At 72.2% G+C, this 16,299-nt stretch carries 18 protein-coding genes; 9 read left to right on the top strand and 9 right to left on the bottom strand.

What is annotated here, in order from left to right; translation table 11 throughout:
* Window positions 1–33 precede the first annotated feature (33 nt).
* On the top strand, window positions 34–2,277 hold the full coding sequence (locus ACFT4A_RS24270) for an FUSC family protein (RefSeq protein WP_382833319.1): 2,244 nt from the start codon (window positions 34–36) through the stop codon (window positions 2,275–2,277).
* A 12-nt stretch (window positions 2,278–2,289) separates the two neighbouring features.
* Here ACFT4A_RS24270 and ACFT4A_RS24265 read toward each other — a convergent pair whose 3' ends face one another.
* The 4 genes from ACFT4A_RS24265 to ACFT4A_RS24250 form a co-directional block, all read right to left on the bottom strand.
* Entirely contained in the window at window positions 2,290–2,724 is a 435-nt protein-coding gene (locus tag ACFT4A_RS24265; RefSeq protein ID WP_382833318.1) for a hypothetical protein, read from the bottom strand.
* Between the two features lie 28 nt (window positions 2,725–2,752).
* Window positions 2,753–3,592, bottom strand: a complete 840-nt coding sequence (locus ACFT4A_RS24260) for a DUF1206 domain-containing protein (RefSeq protein WP_382833316.1) — start codon at window positions 3,590–3,592, stop codon at window positions 2,753–2,755.
* A gap of 201 nt (window positions 3,593–3,793) precedes the next feature.
* On the bottom strand, window positions 3,794–4,657 hold the full coding sequence (locus ACFT4A_RS24255) for a SigB/SigF/SigG family RNA polymerase sigma factor (protein ID WP_382833314.1): 864 nt from the start codon (window positions 4,655–4,657) through the stop codon (window positions 3,794–3,796).
* 202 nt (window positions 4,658–4,859) lie between these two features.
* On the bottom strand, window positions 4,860–5,294 hold the full coding sequence (locus ACFT4A_RS24250) for an ATP-binding protein (RefSeq protein ID WP_382833312.1): 435 nt from the start codon (window positions 5,292–5,294) through the stop codon (window positions 4,860–4,862).
* Between the two features lie 275 nt (window positions 5,295–5,569).
* On the opposite strand from ACFT4A_RS24250, the gene ACFT4A_RS24245 reads away from it, so the two are divergent.
* Together ACFT4A_RS24245 and ACFT4A_RS24240 are read left to right on the top strand one after the other, a co-directional pair.
* Window positions 5,570–5,791, top strand: coding sequence for a hypothetical protein (locus tag ACFT4A_RS24245; RefSeq protein WP_382833310.1), 222 nt, complete (start codon window positions 5,570–5,572; stop codon window positions 5,789–5,791).
* Window positions 5,792–6,075: 284 nt separating this feature from the next.
* A complete protein-coding gene (locus tag ACFT4A_RS24240) occupies window positions 6,076–6,531 on the top strand; it encodes a cyclic nucleotide-binding domain-containing protein (protein WP_382833308.1) in 456 nt (151 codons plus the stop codon).
* Window positions 6,532–6,535: 4 nt separating this feature from the next.
* On the opposite strand, the gene ACFT4A_RS24235 is transcribed toward ACFT4A_RS24240, so the two are convergent.
* Window positions 6,536–7,828: an MFS transporter gene (locus ACFT4A_RS24235; protein ID WP_382833306.1), complete on the bottom strand. Its 1,293-nt coding sequence runs from the start codon at window positions 7,826–7,828 to the stop codon at window positions 6,536–6,538.
* 83 nt (window positions 7,829–7,911) lie between these two features.
* The gene (locus ACFT4A_RS24230; RefSeq protein WP_382833304.1) at window positions 7,912–8,526 is read right to left on the bottom strand and encodes a LysE/ArgO family amino acid transporter; all 615 of its coding nucleotides are present in this window, start codon (window positions 8,524–8,526) and stop codon (window positions 7,912–7,914) included.
* 81 nt (window positions 8,527–8,607) lie between these two features.
* Here ACFT4A_RS24230 and ACFT4A_RS24225 point away from each other — a divergent pair, with 81 nt between their 5' ends.
* The gene (locus ACFT4A_RS24225) at window positions 8,608–9,504 is read left to right on the top strand and encodes a LysR family transcriptional regulator ArgP (protein WP_382833360.1); all 897 of its coding nucleotides are present in this window, start codon (window positions 8,608–8,610) and stop codon (window positions 9,502–9,504) included.
* Between the two features lie 11 nt (window positions 9,505–9,515).
* On the opposite strand, the gene ACFT4A_RS24220 is transcribed toward ACFT4A_RS24225, so the two are convergent.
* Window positions 9,516–10,223, bottom strand: a complete 708-nt coding sequence (locus ACFT4A_RS24220; protein ID WP_382833303.1) for a TetR/AcrR family transcriptional regulator — start codon at window positions 10,221–10,223, stop codon at window positions 9,516–9,518.
* Between the two features lie 103 nt (window positions 10,224–10,326).
* On the opposite strand from ACFT4A_RS24220, the gene ACFT4A_RS24215 reads away from it, so the two are divergent.
* The 3 genes from ACFT4A_RS24215 (at window position 10,327) to ACFT4A_RS24205 (ending at window position 12,324) form a co-directional block, all read left to right on the top strand.
* Window positions 10,327–11,544: a saccharopine dehydrogenase family protein gene (locus ACFT4A_RS24215; protein ID WP_382833301.1), complete on the top strand. Its 1,218-nt coding sequence runs from the start codon at window positions 10,327–10,329 to the stop codon at window positions 11,542–11,544.
* Between the two features lie 102 nt (window positions 11,545–11,646).
* Window positions 11,647–11,898 carry a WhiB family transcriptional regulator gene (locus ACFT4A_RS24210; protein WP_215123942.1) on the top strand — a complete coding sequence of 84 codons (252 nt, stop codon included), beginning with the start codon at window positions 11,647–11,649 and terminating at the stop codon, window positions 11,896–11,898.
* A 75-nt stretch (window positions 11,899–11,973) separates the two neighbouring features.
* Window positions 11,974–12,324 (top strand): DUF488 domain-containing protein, encoded by a 351-nt coding sequence (locus ACFT4A_RS24205; protein WP_382833299.1) that lies wholly within the window; start codon window positions 11,974–11,976, stop codon window positions 12,322–12,324.
* Between the two features lie 19 nt (window positions 12,325–12,343).
* Here the strand turns inward: ACFT4A_RS24205 and ACFT4A_RS24200 are convergent, their stop codons facing one another.
* The gene (locus ACFT4A_RS24200) at window positions 12,344–14,017 is read right to left on the bottom strand and encodes an FAD-binding dehydrogenase (protein WP_382833297.1); all 1,674 of its coding nucleotides are present in this window, start codon (window positions 14,015–14,017) and stop codon (window positions 12,344–12,346) included.
* Between the two features lie 17 nt (window positions 14,018–14,034).
* Window positions 14,035–14,673, bottom strand: a complete 639-nt coding sequence (locus tag ACFT4A_RS24195; protein WP_382833295.1) for a TetR/AcrR family transcriptional regulator — start codon at window positions 14,671–14,673, stop codon at window positions 14,035–14,037.
* 117 nt (window positions 14,674–14,790) lie between these two features.
* Here ACFT4A_RS24195 and ACFT4A_RS24190 point away from each other — a divergent pair, with 117 nt between their 5' ends.
* Window positions 14,791–15,414: an alpha-ketoglutarate-dependent dioxygenase AlkB gene (locus ACFT4A_RS24190; protein ID WP_382833293.1), complete on the top strand. Its 624-nt coding sequence runs from the start codon at window positions 14,791–14,793 to the stop codon at window positions 15,412–15,414.
* A 116-nt stretch (window positions 15,415–15,530) separates the two neighbouring features.
* Complete coding sequence (locus ACFT4A_RS24185; RefSeq protein ID WP_382833291.1) at window positions 15,531–16,277, top strand: MBL fold metallo-hydrolase; 747 nt, start codon at window positions 15,531–15,533, stop codon at window positions 16,275–16,277.
* The last annotated feature ends 22 nt before the right edge of the window (window positions 16,278–16,299 follow it).

Here is a 16,299-nt window from a genome sequence, read left to right as displayed (position 1 = left end):
ATCTTGGTGTGGGTCGGGAGAGAGTGCGGCGGCGTGAGGGCAGCAGGACGGTCGGTGTGGACAGGTCTGCGGGACCGGATCGCGGCGTCCGACCCCGGACTGCTGCGCCTGACGGCCGGGTTGCGCACGGTCGGCGCCATCGCACTCACCCTGGCCGTGCTCAGCCCGTTCGGGGCCGATGTGCACCAGCTGGTGGCGGGGGCCATGGCGGCGATGGTCGCCACCTTCGCCATCCGGGAGAAGCAGCTCGGACCCCAGGCCGTGACACTGGCGCTGGGCCTGCCGGTGGCGCTGGCCTCCGTGTCGCTGAGCGCGGCGCTCAACGCGCGTGTCTACGTCGGTGACATCTTCTTCGTCGTCCTGATCTTCTGCGCGGTCTACGGCCGCCGGTTCGGCGACCGCGGCACCGCGCTGGGGCTGATCGGCTTCCAGGTCTACTTCCTGTCCCTGTTCGTCGGCGTCACCGTCTCCTCGCTGCCCGCGCTGTGCGGCGTCATGGCCGTGGCGTTCTGCTGCAGTGCCGTACTGCGCTTCGCGGTGGTGCCGGCGACGCCCACGGGCGTCCTGATGCGGCTGCGGCTGGCCTTCCGCGCCCGGCTGGCCCAGCTGGTGTCCGCACAGCTCGACCTCCTCGACGCCGACGGGGAGGAGATGGACAAGGCCCTGGACGCCGTGCGCGAGGGCACCGCGCGGCTGCACGAGACGGCGATGATGATCCAGGCGCAGCTGGACGAGGGCACCCAGGACGAGTCGGTGGCGCGGCTCGTGCAGCGCCGGGTCGCGGACGCGGAGATCGCCGCCGAGCGGCTCGGTCTGCTGTTGCTGACCGCCCGCACCGCCGAGCGTGCCGACACGCTCACCCTGCACCTGCCGGGCGCGCCCGCGCCGTCGCTGAGCGCGCCGGCGGTACCGGACGAGGCCACCGCCACGCTCCGCCGGGATCTCCAGGCGCTGCACACCCTCGTGCTGCGGGCCGGGAGCGGCCATACAGGCACAGGGCTGGCCCACGTACGCAACCGGCTGCTCGGCTACCGGGACGAGGAGAACCTGCCGGCCGCACCCGCCGCCGTCCAGGACGTCTTCCGGGGCATCGGCGAGTCGGCCCGCGCGGTCATGGGTCTGCGGATCGCGCTGGACGGCCCGCAGGACGAGTCGGACGACACCCCTGCCACGGCCCGCTCCCGCGAGGAGCTGGACGCCGAGGACGCGGCGATCGACGGCGGCGGCGAGGAGCCGACCGTCGAGGAGGAGACAGGTCTGCGGCGGCCCACCACGCGTGCCGCGGTACAGGTCGCCGTCGGCTCGACGCTGGCCATCGTGGGCGGCGAGCTGCTGTCCACACAGCGCTGGTACTGGGCCGTGCTGACCTGCTGGATCGTTTTTCTGAACACCGCCTCGACGGGCGAGATCCTCGTCAAGGGCTACCGGCGGCTGCTCGGCACGGTGTTCGGCGTCGTGGCCGGAATCGTGCTGGCGGGACTGGTCGGGCAGCACACGTGGACGGCGTTCGCGCTGGTGCTGGTGCTGATCTTCGCGATGTTCTACTCGGCGCCGTTGTCGTACACGCTGATGTCGTTCTTCGTCACGGCGATGCTGGGGCTGCTGTACACGCTGCTGCACACCTACAGCCTCGACGTGCTCGTGCTGCGGGTGGAGGAGACGGCTCTGGGCGCGGCCTGCGGCGTGGTGGCGGCGGCGCTGGTCCTGCCCGTGCGGACCGACCGCCGTACGAACGAGCTGCTCGGCACCGTGCTCGAACGGCTGGCCGATGTCACCGAGGCCGCGGTCGGGCAGCTCAGCGGCGGGCCCGCGGACGAGCTGCTGGACAAGGCGCGCGACCTGGACCAGGCGCTGGCCGACCTGCGGGCCGCCACGCAGCCGCTGACCCATCCGGTCACGCCGCTGCGGGCCCGGCGCCACACGGCCCGGTACGTGGTGGCGCTGCTGGAGACGTGCGCGTACCACGCGCGGACGCTGGCGGCGACCGCCGAGCTGCTGCCCACGCATCCCTCGATCGCGGCGGACCCGCGGTTGCGCGGGGCCGCGGCGCGTACCGTGCGCAACATCGGGACCATCGCGGCCCGGGTCGAGGACGAGCACACCGGGGCCCGGGTGGAGACCGGCCCGAGCATCGCCTCGCTGCTGGGGTCCGACGCCGGCACACCGCGCTACGGCCGGATCACCGACCGCGTGCTGCGGCACCTGGAGCGGCTGGACGAGGCCGTGGTGGGCCTGGCCCGGCCGCTGGGCGTGCCGGTGGCGGAACCCCGGAGCTGAGGCGCGGCCCGCTCAGAAGTCCGTGGGCAGTCCGCTGACCTCGGCGATGCCCCGGAGCTCCTCGGTCTGCCTGTGCCGTTCCTTGATGTAGTCGGCGATCTCGCCGAGGCGGGCCGGGTCGGACGCGGTGGTCGCGTCCGTGACGATCCTGACCGGGCCGGTGTCGTCGACGTCGAGTTCGACCACTTCGTTGTCGAGGCGGCCGGTGACGGCGGTGGCGATGACGAGGGCCACCTCGTCACGCACCTCCTGGGGCAGTTCGTCGCCGTCCCCTGAGTCGAGCGCGAAGTCGAGGCTGGACAGGCGCTCCTCGTCGATCGCCTCGAGGACCGGTTCCACCACGCGCATCAGGAGGCGGTAGTCCTCGGTGTCCATCCGGATGCGCAGGAGGTCCAGGTACATGTCCACGGGCCGGTCGTCGCCATGCGGAATCTCGGAATCGCTCATTGGCTTCGTGTTCCCCGCAGGACGCGGCTCAGACGCGTCGCCAGCGGGCCATCGCGAAGGAGAACACCCCGAACAGCACCAGCCCGGCCGCGACGCAGACCAGGAGCCAGGGGCCGAGGGGGGTGTCGGCGAAGGTGCGCAGGGTGTCGTCCAGGCCCTTGGCCTGGTCGGGTTCGTAGTCGATCGCGGCGCGGACGGCGAAGACACCGGCCACGGCGAACACCAGCCCGCGGGCGGCGCCGCCGGCCACGCCGGTGACGTCCACCAGCCGACGGGTGCGGCGGTCCATCTGCCCGAGCCGGAGCTTGTCGTGGTACTTGCGCAGGACCGCCCGTACGCCGATCCATCCGCCCGCGGCGACGATCGCGATCCCGGCCGCGCCGACCAGCCACTGCCCGCCGGGTATCTCCAGGGCTCTGGCGGTGGCGTCCCGGGACTGCTGGTCGCTGGAGCCGCCGCCGCTCTGGTGACGGCTGGCCGCGAAGGACAGCACGGAGTAGGCCACGAAGGCGTAGAACGCGCAGCGGACGGCTGCCATCAGCCGCTTGCGGGCGCTGCGGCCGTCCTTTCCGACGGAGCCGAAGAACACCTCGGACAGCCGCCACAGGGCCATGCCGACGAGCCCGATGCCCAGGGCCCAGAGCAGCACCGCTCCGAACGGCTTCTGCGAGATCGCCGCCAGGGCTCCCCCGCGGTCGGCCTGCTCCTTGGTGTCACCGAAGGCGATCTGCAGCGCCAGCGCGCCGACCAGCAGATAGATCACGCCCCGGGCGGCGAATCCCGCCCGTGCCGCCCCCTCGGTCACCGAACCCTTTGCCGCCCGTCGAGCTCGGAACCGTCCGGTCTGTGCCAGCGCACTCGTGTTCATGTCGACCTCCCGGCGTTCCGCATGCCCCCGCTCTGCGGCCACACACCCGGCCGGCCTCCGGACCAGCGCATTCCGGCCTGGCGACCCGGGAGTGCCCGGCCGGGGCGGGTACGCGACAGGGCCCGGCCGCGGCTGATGCCGTCGGCCGGGCCCTGTCCCGCCCGTGGTCAGGTGGCCAGGGCGGCGGTCCCGCGGGCCGGGTCAGGCCGTCGTGGAGGTGCTGCCGCCGTCCCGGGCGCCCGTCCGCTGCCCCAGGGCCTCGTCGCGCACACGGGCGCAACTGCGGCTGATGAGCCGGGAGACGTGCATCTGGGATATGCCGAGGTGGTCGGCGATGCGGCTCTGCGTCATGTCCTCGAAGAAGCGCATGTAGAGAATGGCCCGTTCGCGTTCCGGCAGGCGGCGCAGGCCTTCCTTGGCGGACTCGCGGTCGACCACGACGTCGTAGGAGGCGTCGGCCGCGCCGAGGGTGTCCGCGAGGCTGTAGCCGTCGTCGTCGGCCGAGAGCTCGGCGTCCAGCGACAGGGTGCTGAAGCTCTCCAGCGCTTCGAGCCCGGCGCCGACCTCTTCCTCGGTCAGGCCGGTGCGGGCGGCGAGGTCCGCCACGGAGGGCTCGGGGCTGCCCGGGCTCTGAGTGAGTTCACGGCGTGCCACCCGCACCTTGTTGCGCAGTTCCTGCACCCGGCGGGGGACCCGCAGGGCCCACATCCGGTCCCGGAAGTGCCGCTTGACCTCGCCGGTGATGGTGGGGACGGCGTAGCTCTCGAAGGCTCCCCGGCTCGGGTCGAACCGGTCGACGGCCTTGACCAGTCCGAGAGCCGCGACCTGCTTCAGGTCCTCCAGCGACTCTCCGCGGTCGCGGAAGCGGCCGGCGATGCGGTGGGCCATGGGCAGCCAGAGCGCGACGAGCTCGTCACGGACGGCCTCCCGCTCGGGACCCTCCTCCAGTTCCGCCATCCGGGTGAAGAGGGCCGCGGTGTCCGGGGCGTCGTCGTGCCGCCGCCGGGCGGCGGTGGTCGTCGTTCCGGGCGTGCCGGGGCGGTTCGTGGGCGTGTCGATGAGCATGCGGATTCGCTCCTGACAACGGTGATTTCAGGGTCTACCGCGGGAAGGCCGCCGCCCGGATCGCCTGGAGGGCCTCCGGGGCAGTCATACCGCTCCCGCCGGCGCGCCTCCGGTCCGAAGCACGAGGTTGCGACTGCCCTGCCCTCGGTGGAACAAACTCCACTTTGCTGTGCAATCTGCCCGGGAGCCGGCACCCGGGTTTTCAGGCGAAGGGCACGACGGCGGTGATGCACTTGCCGCCGGCCGGCAGGTCCGAGACGCGGACGTCGCGGGAGAGCCGGCACACGATGGGCCAGCCGTGGCCCCCGTGCCGCAGCCGTCCGTGCGGATCGGTGGGCGGCGCGGTGACGGGCAGTGCGTCACTGCGGTCGCTCACCGAGACTCGCACGCCGGGGCCGTCGACGTCGACCTGGAAGTCGGTGACGCCGCCGCCGTGCAGGATCGCGTTGGTCGTCAGTTCCGAGACGACGAGCAGCGCGTCGGACAGGGCGTCCGCGTCGCACGGGGTGTGGGTGGCGCGGCAGCGTTCGGCCACGGCCCGCTCCACGGCCCGGCGCGCCTCGGCGGGTTTGTACGGCCGGGCCCGGTCCGCGCCGAGCGGCCCGAATACGGATTCGATCATGTGCTCGTCGCACATCCTGCAGCTCCCTGGTCGGTGAAGACGGGAAGCCGGGTCCGGCCCGCGTTCCACGGCCGCCCGCACGGGGCACGCCTGGGGCTCACGGTGCCCGCTGCTTCCTTCAGCCTGCCGCGGCGTTCGGGGCGCGCACCTCGCGAGCGCCGCGGTCCTCTTCTCTTCGGCTGACCTCTCCCCGCACCTGCAAACCTCCGGTTCGCCTCCTCCTGCCGAAAAGCGCCCGAACGGCCGCCGGTCGGTGCCATCTCCGCGCGATGTGCGGGTAGGCGGGGTGCATGACCGATGTGGTGGACTCGGACGAACTGCTGCGGCGTATCCGGCGCGCGAGGACCTGCGCGGCGCGGGAGGAGCGGACGTGGCGTGCCAGGAGCGAGGAACTGGGCGCGACCGACCCGAAGGGGGCCAGGGACGCGACGGTGCGAGGGATGTCCTACGAGGCGGTGGTCAGGGTGCTGGACGAGATCCTGACGCCGGGCAAACACAGTCCGGAGGAGTGACCGGGGCCCGGCGCGGAAGGTGAAACGGGTCACCCGCCCCGCTCCGGGGTGCACAGCCGGCCCCTGGATGGTTTATCGTTCATTCATACGTGGTGCCGGAGTCGAACCCGTGGTCCTCCGTGCATCACCGCTAACGGCCCTGGCTGGTCTCCCCCGTCCAGCCAGGGCTTTTTCATGCCCGGAGAAAGTTGCGCACGCCGAGGTGCCCGAGGCCCCGCCAGCGGCTGAAATGGGCGTAGGGAGAAAGCACCGGAAGTCGACCTCCCGGCGAGGAGCTCCGCCTCATGACCAAAGCGATCAAACTCCTGACCGCCCTGCCTCCGTCGCAGCGGCACCGTCTGATGACGCTCGCGCGGGAGGTGTCCTTCGCCGAGGACACCCGGATCTTCGAGGCGGGCGGCGCGGCCGATCGCTTCTGGGTCATCCGCTCCGGCGCGGTCTCCCTGGACCAGGAGGTCAACTCCCTGCAACGGGTGACCGTGGCCAGCCTCGGCGCCGGCGACCTGCTCGGCTGGTCCTGGCTGTTCCCGCCGCACACCTGGGACTTCGGCGCGGTGGCGTTCAGTCCCGTACGGGCCTACGAGTTCGAGGCGGCGGCCGTGCTGGAACTGTGCGAGGAGGATTCCCAACTGGGGCTGCTGCTGGTGCGATCGGTCGCCGAGGTGCTCGCGCACCGGCTGGAGATGACCCGGGGCAAGCTGATGGAGCAGTACACACTGCACCGGCGAGGGGCCCTGTGAGACGTCAGACGCGGTAGCGGCGCAGTGCCGGTACCGCGGCGGCCAGGGCCAGCATCACGGCGACGACCAGCAGGCCGCCGCCCGTGACGGCTGCGCGGGGGCCGAAGGCGGAGCCCGCCGTGCCGTGCAGTACGTCGGCGAGGCGCGGGCCGCCCGCCACGACGACGGTGAAGACGCCCTGCATGCGCCCGCGCATCTCGTCGGTGGCGGCGGACAGCAGGATCGCTCCCCGGAAGACCATCGAGACCATGTCGGCCACACCGGCCACGGCGAGGAACACCACGCCGACCCACAGACTGCTGCTCAGTCCGAATCCCGCGATGGCCACACCCCACGCGACCACCGCCCCGATGACCATCCAGCCGTGCCGGCGCGCCCGGGAGAAGGTGCCGGAGAACAGGCCGCCGAGCACGGCGCCGATGGGGATCGCCGCGAACAGCAGGCCCAGCGCGAGCCCTTCGCCGTAGGGCGCGTAGGTCTGGGCGGCGAGCTGCGGGAACAGGGCGCGCGGCATGCCGAGGACCATGGCGATGATGTCGGCGAGGAACGACAGCAACAGCACGGTGTGCCCGGAGATGTAGCGGAAACCGGCGGCGATCTCCCGTACGCCCGCGCGGCGTTTTCCCGTGCCGGACAGGGGCGGCAGCGCCGGCAGCCGGTACACCGCCCACACCGTGACGCACAGCGCCAGGGCGTCGATCAGATAGAGCTCGGGCAGCCCGATCACGGGGATGAGGGCACCGGCGAGCAGCGGGCCGGCCACCTGGCCGGTCTGCATCACGGTCGAACCGAGGGCGCCCGCCGCGGGCAATTCGTCCTCGGGGACCAGGCGGGCGATGGAGGCGGTGCGGGCCGGTGCGTTCAGGCCCCAGAAGGCCTGCTGCATCGCGAGCAGCACCATGAGCGCGGCGACCGACTCCAGACCGGCGAAGGCCTGGAGCCAGAACAGCAGCGAGGTGACGGCGATGCCGCTGTTGGTGATCAGCAGCAGCTTGCGCCGGTCCATGCTGTCGGCGATCGCCCCGCCCCACAGCGCGAACACGATCAGGGGCACGAGGCCCGCCAGGCTCGCCGCGCCCACCCAGGCCGAGGAGCCGGTGATGTCGTAGATCTGCTTGGGCACGGCGACGGCGGTGAGCTGGCTGCCGACGGCCGTGACGATGGTCGAGCCCCACAGCCGCCGGTAGGCGGGGCGGCGCAGGGGGCGGGTGTCCATGGCCCAGCGGCGCCAGCCGCGGCGCCGGGGTGCCTCCGGCGCCGGATCCTGTTCTTCCGTCCTGCTCTCGCTCGTGTCCACTCGCCGCTTCCTGGATGCTCGCTACATCTACCGGGCCGGGGATCACTATCCCACCGGCCGCCGAGCGCCCCGGAGCCGAGGTGTCAGCTTCCGGCGATGAGCGCGGCACCGAGCACGATCATGGTGGCGGCGAGCACACCGTCCATGACGCGCCAAGCGGCGGGCTTGGCGAGGAAGCGGCCGAGCAGCCGGGCGCCGAAACCGAGGGCGGTGAACCAGCACAGGCTGGCCAGCACGGCGCCGAGGCCGAACGTCCAGCGCAGCGGGCCCTGGTCGGCGGCGACGGAGCCCAGCAGGAACACGGTGTCGAGGTAGACGTGCGGGTTGAGCCAGGTCATCGCCAGGCAGGTGAGCACGGCCCGGCGGGCTGATCCGGCCGCCTCCCCCTCCGCCCGGAGTCCGCCGCCCGGCCGGATCGCCCGGCGGGCGGCCAGGGCGCCGTAGCAGAGCAGGAAGGCGCCGCCGATCCAGCCGACCGCCGTCAGCGCGCCCGGCCATGCCACCACCACCGCGCCGACGCCGCCGACCCCGAGCGCGATGAGGGCGGCGTCGGAGAGGGCGCAGATGCCGACGACGGCGAGGACGGCTTCGCGGCGGACCCCCTGGCGCAGGACGAAGGCGTTCTGCGCGCCGATGGCGACGATGAGGGACAGTCCGGTGCCGAATCCCGCGGCTGCGGCGGTGAAGGTGCTGGTCATGACCTCGACGCTACGGACGGACCCGGCCCGGGTACAGCTAAAGATTCTTACGTATCATTAACGCACGTGATGACTTCCGAGATGGCGGACCTCCCTCTGGACCAGGTGCGGACCCTGCTCGCGGTCGTGGACGAGGGCACCTTCGACGCGGCGGCGGCCGCGCTGCATGTGACGCCGTCGGCGATCAGCCAGCGGGTGAAGGCGCTGGAGCAGCGCACGGGGCGGGTCCTGCTGCTGCGGACCAAGCCGGTGCGGCCCACCGAGTCGGGCGAGGTGCTGGTGCGGCTGGCCCGCCAGGTGGCGCGGCTGGAGCGCGACGCGTACGCGGAGCTGGGCCTCAGCGGTACGGGCGAGCCGACCCGGGTGTCGGTGGCGGTGAACGCGGACTCGCTGGCCACCTGGTTCCTCGGGGTGCTCACGCGTGTGCCGGAGGAGCTGCGGCTCCACTTCGAGCTGCGCCGCGAGGACGAGGACCACACGGCGGCGCTGCTGCGGGAGGGGGTGGTGATGGCCGCGGTGACCTCGTCACCGGATGCCGTGCCGGGCTGTTCGGTGCGGTCCCTCGGGCGGATGCGCTACCTCCCGGTGGCCGCGCCGGACTTCGCCGCACGCCACGTCTGCGGCCCTCTGGAGCAGGTGCTTCTCGATGTGCCCGTCGTGTGCTTCGACCGCAGGGACGACTTCCAGGACGGCTTCGTCCGCCGGCTCACCCGGGGGCGGAGCGGCGCGAGCGCGCTGCGGCACTACGTACCGACCTCGGAGGGATTCGTCGACGCCGTGGCCGCCGGACTGGGCTGGGGCCTGGTGCCCGAGGCCCAGGCGGAACCCCTGCTGCGCACCGGCCGGCTCGTCGGACTCGCCCCGGGCCGGACGGTCGACGTTCCCCTGTACTGGCAGCAGTGGAAGCTCGACTCCCCGGCGCTGGCGCAGGTCGCGGAGACGGTGACGGCGACCGCAGCGGAGGCGCTGCGCACCTGAGGCGCGCCGCCCTACTCCCCGATGCTCTCCAACTGCGCCGCCGCGCTGTGCAGCAGCATGTCCAGGGCCGTCGGATAGGCGCTGGTCAGCATGCGCGTGGCGAGCAGGGGTGCCGCTTCCGCGATGCGGGGATGGGTGGTGGCGGGCAGGCGGGCGTACGTCGAGCGCCACATCTCCTCGTCGGCGTGCAGTGAGGCGGTGGGCAGCGCCAGCGAGGCGGCGTCGAGTGCGGCGAAGGCCAGGGTGGTGTCGACGAAGGCGTGGTAGACCCGCACCGCGTCCGGCAGCGGGAAACCCGCCGTGCGCAGGACGTCCAGGACCGCCTCGTCGGCGGCGAGTTCGTGGGCCCGGCCCGAGACACGGCTGGCGGTGAGCACGGCCGCCTGCGGATGCGCCACGTACGCGGCGTGGATGCGCAGCCCGACGGCCCGCAGATCCGCCCGCCACTCCCCCGTCGGCGCCCAGCCGCCGAGCGCCTGCCCGATCAGCGCGTCGCCGATGGCGAGCGTCAGGTCGTCCATGCCCCGGAAGTACCGGTAGAGCGTGCTCGGGTCGGCGTCCAGGGCCAGGCCGAGCCTGCGGGCGGTCAGTCCCGCGCTGCCGTGTTCGTGCAGCATGCGCAGCGCCGTCTCGACGATCAGCTCCTCGGACAGCACGGTGCCGCTCTTGGTGGGCCTGCGCCGACGGCGTTTCTCCTCCGGCACCACGGGCTTCGGCACGACGGCTCCCTCCTTATGCCAACGCCATTGACCTTAAGACAGAGGGCGGCGTTTCATCTCCTCAAGGGCCCGCCACGTTCTTCGCAAAAAGGGAGTTTCTGTCATGCGTGTACTGCTCGTGGGCGCCGGCGGTGTGGGCGGCGCGATCGCCCGTATCGCGGCCCGGCGGCCCTTCTTCGAGGCGATGGTGGTGGCCGACTACGCCCCGGCCCGGGCCGAGGCGGCGGTCGCCGCGCTCGGCGGCGACACGCGGTTCACCGCCGAGCAGGTGGACGCCGGCGACGAGGCGGCGGTGGCCCGCCTGCTGTCACGGCACCGCTGCGACGTCCTGCTGAACGCCACCGACCCCCGCTTCGTGATGCCGCTGTTCCGTGCGGCCCGCGCTGCGGGCGCCACCTATCTCGACATGGCGATGTCGCTGTCCCACCCGCACGAGGACCGGCCGTACGCGGAGTGCGGGGTGAAGCTCGGCGACGAGCAGTTCGCGCAGGCGGCCGACTGGGAGAAGGAGGGGGTGCTGGCCCTCGTCGGCATGGGGGTGGAGCCGGGCCTGTCGGATGTCTTCGCGCGGTACGCCGCCGACGAACTCTTCGACGAGATCGAGGAGATCGGCATCCGGGACGGCGCGAACCTGACCGTGGACGGCTACGACTTCGCGCCCTCGTTCAGCATCTGGACCACCATCGAGGAATGCCTCAACCCCCCGGTCGTCTACGAGAGCGACCGCGGCTGGTTCACCACCGCACCCTTCAGCGAGCCGGAGGTCTTCGACTTCCCCGAGGGCATCGGACCGGTCGAGTGCGTCAACGTGGAGCACGAGGAGGTGCTGCTCGTCCCGCGCTGGGTCGACGCACACCGGGTCACCTTCAAGTACGGCCTGGGCCGGGAGTTCGTCGAGACACTGAGGACTCTGCACCTGCTGGGTCTGGACCGCACCGACCCGGTGACCGTGCCGGGGCCGGACGGGCCGGTGGCGGTCTCACCCCGGGACGTGGTCGCCGCGTGCCTGCCCGACCCGGCGACCCTGGGCGAGCGGATGCACGGCAAGACGTGTGCGGGCACCTGGGTTCGGGGCGTCAAGGACGGGAAGCCGCGCGAGGTGTACCTGTACCACGTGGTCGACAACCAGTGGTCCATGAAGGAGTACGGCAGTCAGGCCGTGGTGTGGCAGACCGCCGTCAACCCGGTGGTCGCGCTCGAACTCCTCGCCACCGGCGCCTGGTCCGGCACGGGTGTGCTCGGCCCTGAGGCGTTCCCGGCCGGCCCGTTCCTGGACCTGCTGACGGCCTACGGCTCACCCTGGGGCATGCGCGAGCAGTGACCCGTTGTCCGTGCGAATTTGTTTCACGAGGCATCGACAGGTGACCCGAAAAGGAGTAATCATCCGAACGGGCACGTTTCTACTGTGATGCAGGTGACTTCGATGGACAACTGGCGAGACCACGCTGCCTGCCGGCACGAGGACCCCGAGCTCTTCTTTCCGATCGGCACCACGGGCCCGGCCCTGCTGCAGACGGAGCAGGCCAAGTCGGTGTGCCGGCGCTGCCCCGTCCAGGACGAGTGCCTGCAATGGGCCATGGACACGGGCCAGTCCATCGGCGTGTGGGGCGGCACGAGCGAGACGGAACGGCGTGCGCTGAAGCGGCGCACGGCGGCCCGGCGCCGCTCCGGCTGACGTCCCTCCACCGGCCGTTCGGGGTGGCCGGGGTTACGCTCGCGCCGTACCCGTCCGTCACAGAAGGGGCCGGCCATGAGCGTGCGCGTCCGCCGTGTCTACGATCCGCCCGAGCCGGACGACGGGACGCGCGTCCTGGTCGACCGGCTGTGGCCGCGCGGACTGTCGAAGGACGCGGCCCGGGTGGACGAGTGGCCGAAGGCGATCACCCCGTCGACGGAGCTGCGCCGCTGGTACCACGCGGGCGAGGCCTCCCACGAGGAGTTCGCCGAGCGGTACGAGGCAGAGCTCACCGGCGACGAGGCCGCCGAACTCCTCGGCCACGTACGGGACCTGGTCCGTGAGGGCGATGTGACGCTGCTGACCGCGTCCAGGACGCCCGAGCAGAGCCACGCGACGGTACTGGCCCGCCTCCTCGACGGCTGAGGAGGCGGGCCCGGGCGCGTCAGGCGGTCTGCTTCGCCGCCGCCCGGCCCGCCGCCCGGCCCGAGAAGAGGCAGCCGCCGAGGAAGGTGCCCTCCAGCGCGTTGTAGCCGTGGACCCCGCCGCCGCCGAATCCGGCGACCTCGCCGGCGGCGTACAGCCCCTCCACCGGCTTGCCGTCGGCCCCGAGGGCGCGGGAGTCGAGGTCGGTCTGGATGCCGCCGAGGGTCTTGCGGGTCAGGATGTGCAGCTTGACGCCGATCAGGGGGCCGGCCGCCGGGTCGAGGATGCGGTGCGGGGTGGCGACCCGGCCGAGACGGTCGCCGATGTAGCGGCGGGCGTTGCGGATGCCCTGCACCTGGGCGTCCTTGGCGTAGGGGTTGGCGATCTGCAGGTCGCGCGCCTCGATCTGGCGCTTGATCCCGGCCGTGTCGAGGAGCGGCTTGTCGGTGAGGTCGTTCATCTTCGCGACGAGCTGTTCGATGCCGGGCGCGGTCACGAAGTCGGCGCCCTTGCGCAGGAACGCGTCGACCGGGCCGGGGGCGCCCTTGCCGAGGATGCGTTCCTTGAGGAACCCGGCGCGGTCCTTGGCGGTGATGTCGGGGTTCTGCTCGGAGCCCGACAGCGCGAACTCCTTCTCGATCATCTTCTGGGTGAGGATGAACCAGGAGTGGTCGTGCCCGGCGATGTCCTCGGTGGTGCGCAGATGCTTCAGGGTGCCGAGGGTGTCGTAGCCGGGCAGGTACGGCCCGGGCAGGCGGCGGCCGAGGGCGTCGAACCACATCGAGGACGGCCCGGGCAGGATGCGGATGCCGTGGCCGGGCCAGATCGGGTCCCAGTTCTGAAGGCCCTCGGTGTAGTGCCACATGCGGTCGCGGTTGACCAGTCGTACGCCCGCCTCGGCGCTGATGTCGAGCATCCGCCCGTCGACGTAAGCGGGTACGCCGGTGACCATCTCCTGCGGCGGGGTGCCGAGGCGCTCGGGCCAGTGGCGGCGGACGATGTCGTGGTTGGCGCCGATGCCGCCGCTGGTGACGATGACGGCCTGGGCGGTGAGTTCGAACTCGCCTATCGGGTCGCGGTTGGAGGCGACGCCGCGGGGTGAGGAGTCCTCGGCCAGGACCGTGCCGCGCACGCCCCGGGCGGTGCCGCCTTCGACGACCAGTGCGTCGACGCGGTGGCGGTGGTGGAAGGTGAGCAGCCCGTCGCGCGCGGCCTGCTTGGCGTAGCGGACGAAGGGTTCGACGACGCCGGTGCCGGTGCCCCAGGCGATGTGGAAGCGGGGCACGGTATTGCCGTGGCCGTGTGCCGTGAGGTCGCCGCGCTCGGCCCAGCCGACGGTGGGCAGGAAGGTGATGCCGTGCCCGTCCAGCCAGGACCGCTTCTCCCCCGCGGCGAAGTCGACGTAGGCGCGCGCCCAGCGCACGGCCCAGGAGTCCTCGTCGTCCAGCCGGTCGAAGCCGGCACTGCCCCGCCAGTCGCTCCAGGCGAGGTCGAAGGAGTCCTTGATGCCCAGGCGCCGCTGCTGCGGCGAATCGACGAGGAACAGCCCGCCGAAGGACCAGAAGGCCTGTCCCCCGAGGTTGGCGGCGTTCTCCTGGTCGACGAGGGCGACCTTGCGGCCCTTGCTGGTCAGCTCGTGTGCCGCGACCAGGCCGGCAAGGCCCGCTCCTACGACGATGACGTCGGCGTCCATGGCGACCGTTCCCTTCCTCAGTACTGCCTGTGATCGGGGGTGCCGCTGCCGTCGGTCAGCAGGGCCGTGAGCAGTTGCTTCAGCCAGGCGCGGGCGTGTTCGACGTCCCGGTCCAGCAGCAGTTGCGTGGTGACGCCGTCGTACGCGGCGACCACGGCACGGGCGGCGCCGTCCGTGCCGCCCAGGACGGCGGGCAGTGCGGTGTGCCCGCGGGCCCGGCCGAGCCGGTCGGCGATCGCCTGCCGCAGCCGCGCGCGGTGTTCCAGCAGGCTGTGCGCCACGTCCGGGTCGCGGGCCGCGTGCACGAGGAAGTCCGTCTTCACCAGGAGCCAGTCCCGGTCGAGGAGCAGCACGTCGGTGACGCGGTCCACGGTGGCCGGCACGTCGAGGCCGGGTCCGTCGAGGGCGAGGGCGCCCGACACCTGCTCGGCGATCAGGTCGGCCCGCTCGCGGTAGAGGGCGAAGAACAGCTCGTCGAGGCTGGAGAAGTTGGAGTAGAAGGCGCCTCGGCTGTAGCCGGCGGCCTCGCAGACCTCCTCGATGGAGACGTGCCCGAAGCCCTTGGCCGCGAACACGGAGAACGCCGCGTCCAGGAGGTTGGCCCGCGTGCGCACCCGGCGCCTGGTCACACGCCCCGTCGTCCCCTCCACGGCCATGTCCGGCCCCCTTTCGATACATGACTGTATTCGATACACCGATGTATCGAAAGCCTCGCGTCGCGAAGCCTGGAGATTCAATGGAACATATTTTCGATTGCGGAGTACGCTGGGCGCATGCACCTCCAGGGCTCCCTCTTCGACCAGACCGACGAGCTGCGCCTCGGTCCTCTCGACGGGATCAGCCGAACCGACCTCGGTTTCGGCGCCTGGCTCGACGTCCTGCCCGCATGGCTCAGCGGTTCCGACGACCTGTTCGAACAGCTGGCCGCCGAGGTGCCGTGGCGGGCGGAGCGGCGCACCATGTACGACCACGTCGTCGACGTCCCCCGGCTGCTCGCGTTCTACGGCACGGACGACCCGCTGCCGCACCCGGTACTGGACGAGGCGCGGGACGCCCTGTCCGCCCACTACGCCGGCGAGCTCGGCGAGCCGTTCACGACGGCCGGGCTCTGCTACTACCGCGACGGCCGGGACAGTGTGGCCTGGCACGGCGACCGGATCGGACGCGGTGCCCGCGAGGACACGATGGTCGCCATCCTCTCGGTGGGAGCGCCCCGGGACCTGCTGCTGCGCCCGATGCGCGGGGGCCGCGACACCGTGCGCCGCCCGCTGGGCCACGGCGACCTCGTCGTGATGGGCGGCTCCTGCCAGCGCACCTGGGAGCACTCCGTCCCCAAGAGCACCCGGGCGACGGGGCCGCGCGTCAGCATCCAGTTCCGCCCGCACGGCGTGAACTGAGGCGGTCCGAACCGCCCTGTCGCGCGGGCCCCTTGAGGCGGACCCGGCGATTCCGCCTGCGGCGGGGTCTGATTTCCTTCTCTCGTCGGGCTGGGACCACACAACGCGGGGCGATCATGCGGGCAGACGTACGGCAAGTCGCGGACGGCACCTATCTGGTGCACGGCTCCAACACCAACTGGGTGATCCTCACGGAGGGGGACGCCGTCACCCTGGTCGACACCGGCTACCCCGGGGACCGGGAGCAGGTCCTCGCCTCGCTCGCGGAGGTGGGCAGTTCCCCGGAGGCGGTCGCGGCGGTGCTGATCACGCACGCGCACAACGACCACCTGGGTTCCGCCGAGTACCTGCGCGCCACGTACGGCACGCCCGTCCATCTGCACGAGGCCGAAGTGCCGCACGCGCGCCGGGAGTTCCTGCACCAGGTGTCCGTCGGGACGGTGCTGAAGAACGCCTGGCGGCCCGGTGTGCTGCCGTGGGTGGTGCACGCGCTGCGCTCCGGAGGCACGACGCACAATCCGGTCACGGCCCCCGAGCCGTTCCCGGCGGCGGGCGCCCTGGACCTGCCGGGCCGGCCCGTACCGGTGCACACGCCGGGCCACACCGACGGGCACTGCGCCTACCATGTGCCGGGCACCGGCGTGGTGATCTCCGGCGACGCCCTGGTCAGCGGGCACCCCACCTCGCGGATCGAGGGACCGCAGCTGCTGCCGGACATGTTCCACCACGAGCTCCCGCGTGCCGTGGCCTCCCTGGACCTGCTCGCGGAACTGGAGGGCGAGCTGCTGCTGCCCGGGCACGGGCCGGTCCACCGCGGTCCGGTGCGGGACGCCGCTCTGCGGGCCCGCGAGCACGCCCTCTAATCTGATGTGACGATCGGCGGCG

This window comes from Streptomyces sp. NPDC057099 (genome assembly GCF_042671245.1).
Taxonomy (GTDB): Bacteria; Actinomycetota; Actinomycetes; order Streptomycetales; family Streptomycetaceae; genus Streptomyces; species Streptomyces purpurascens.
Note: the sequence above shows the minus strand (reverse complement) of the source record. Positions and strands in the feature narration are given on the sequence as shown.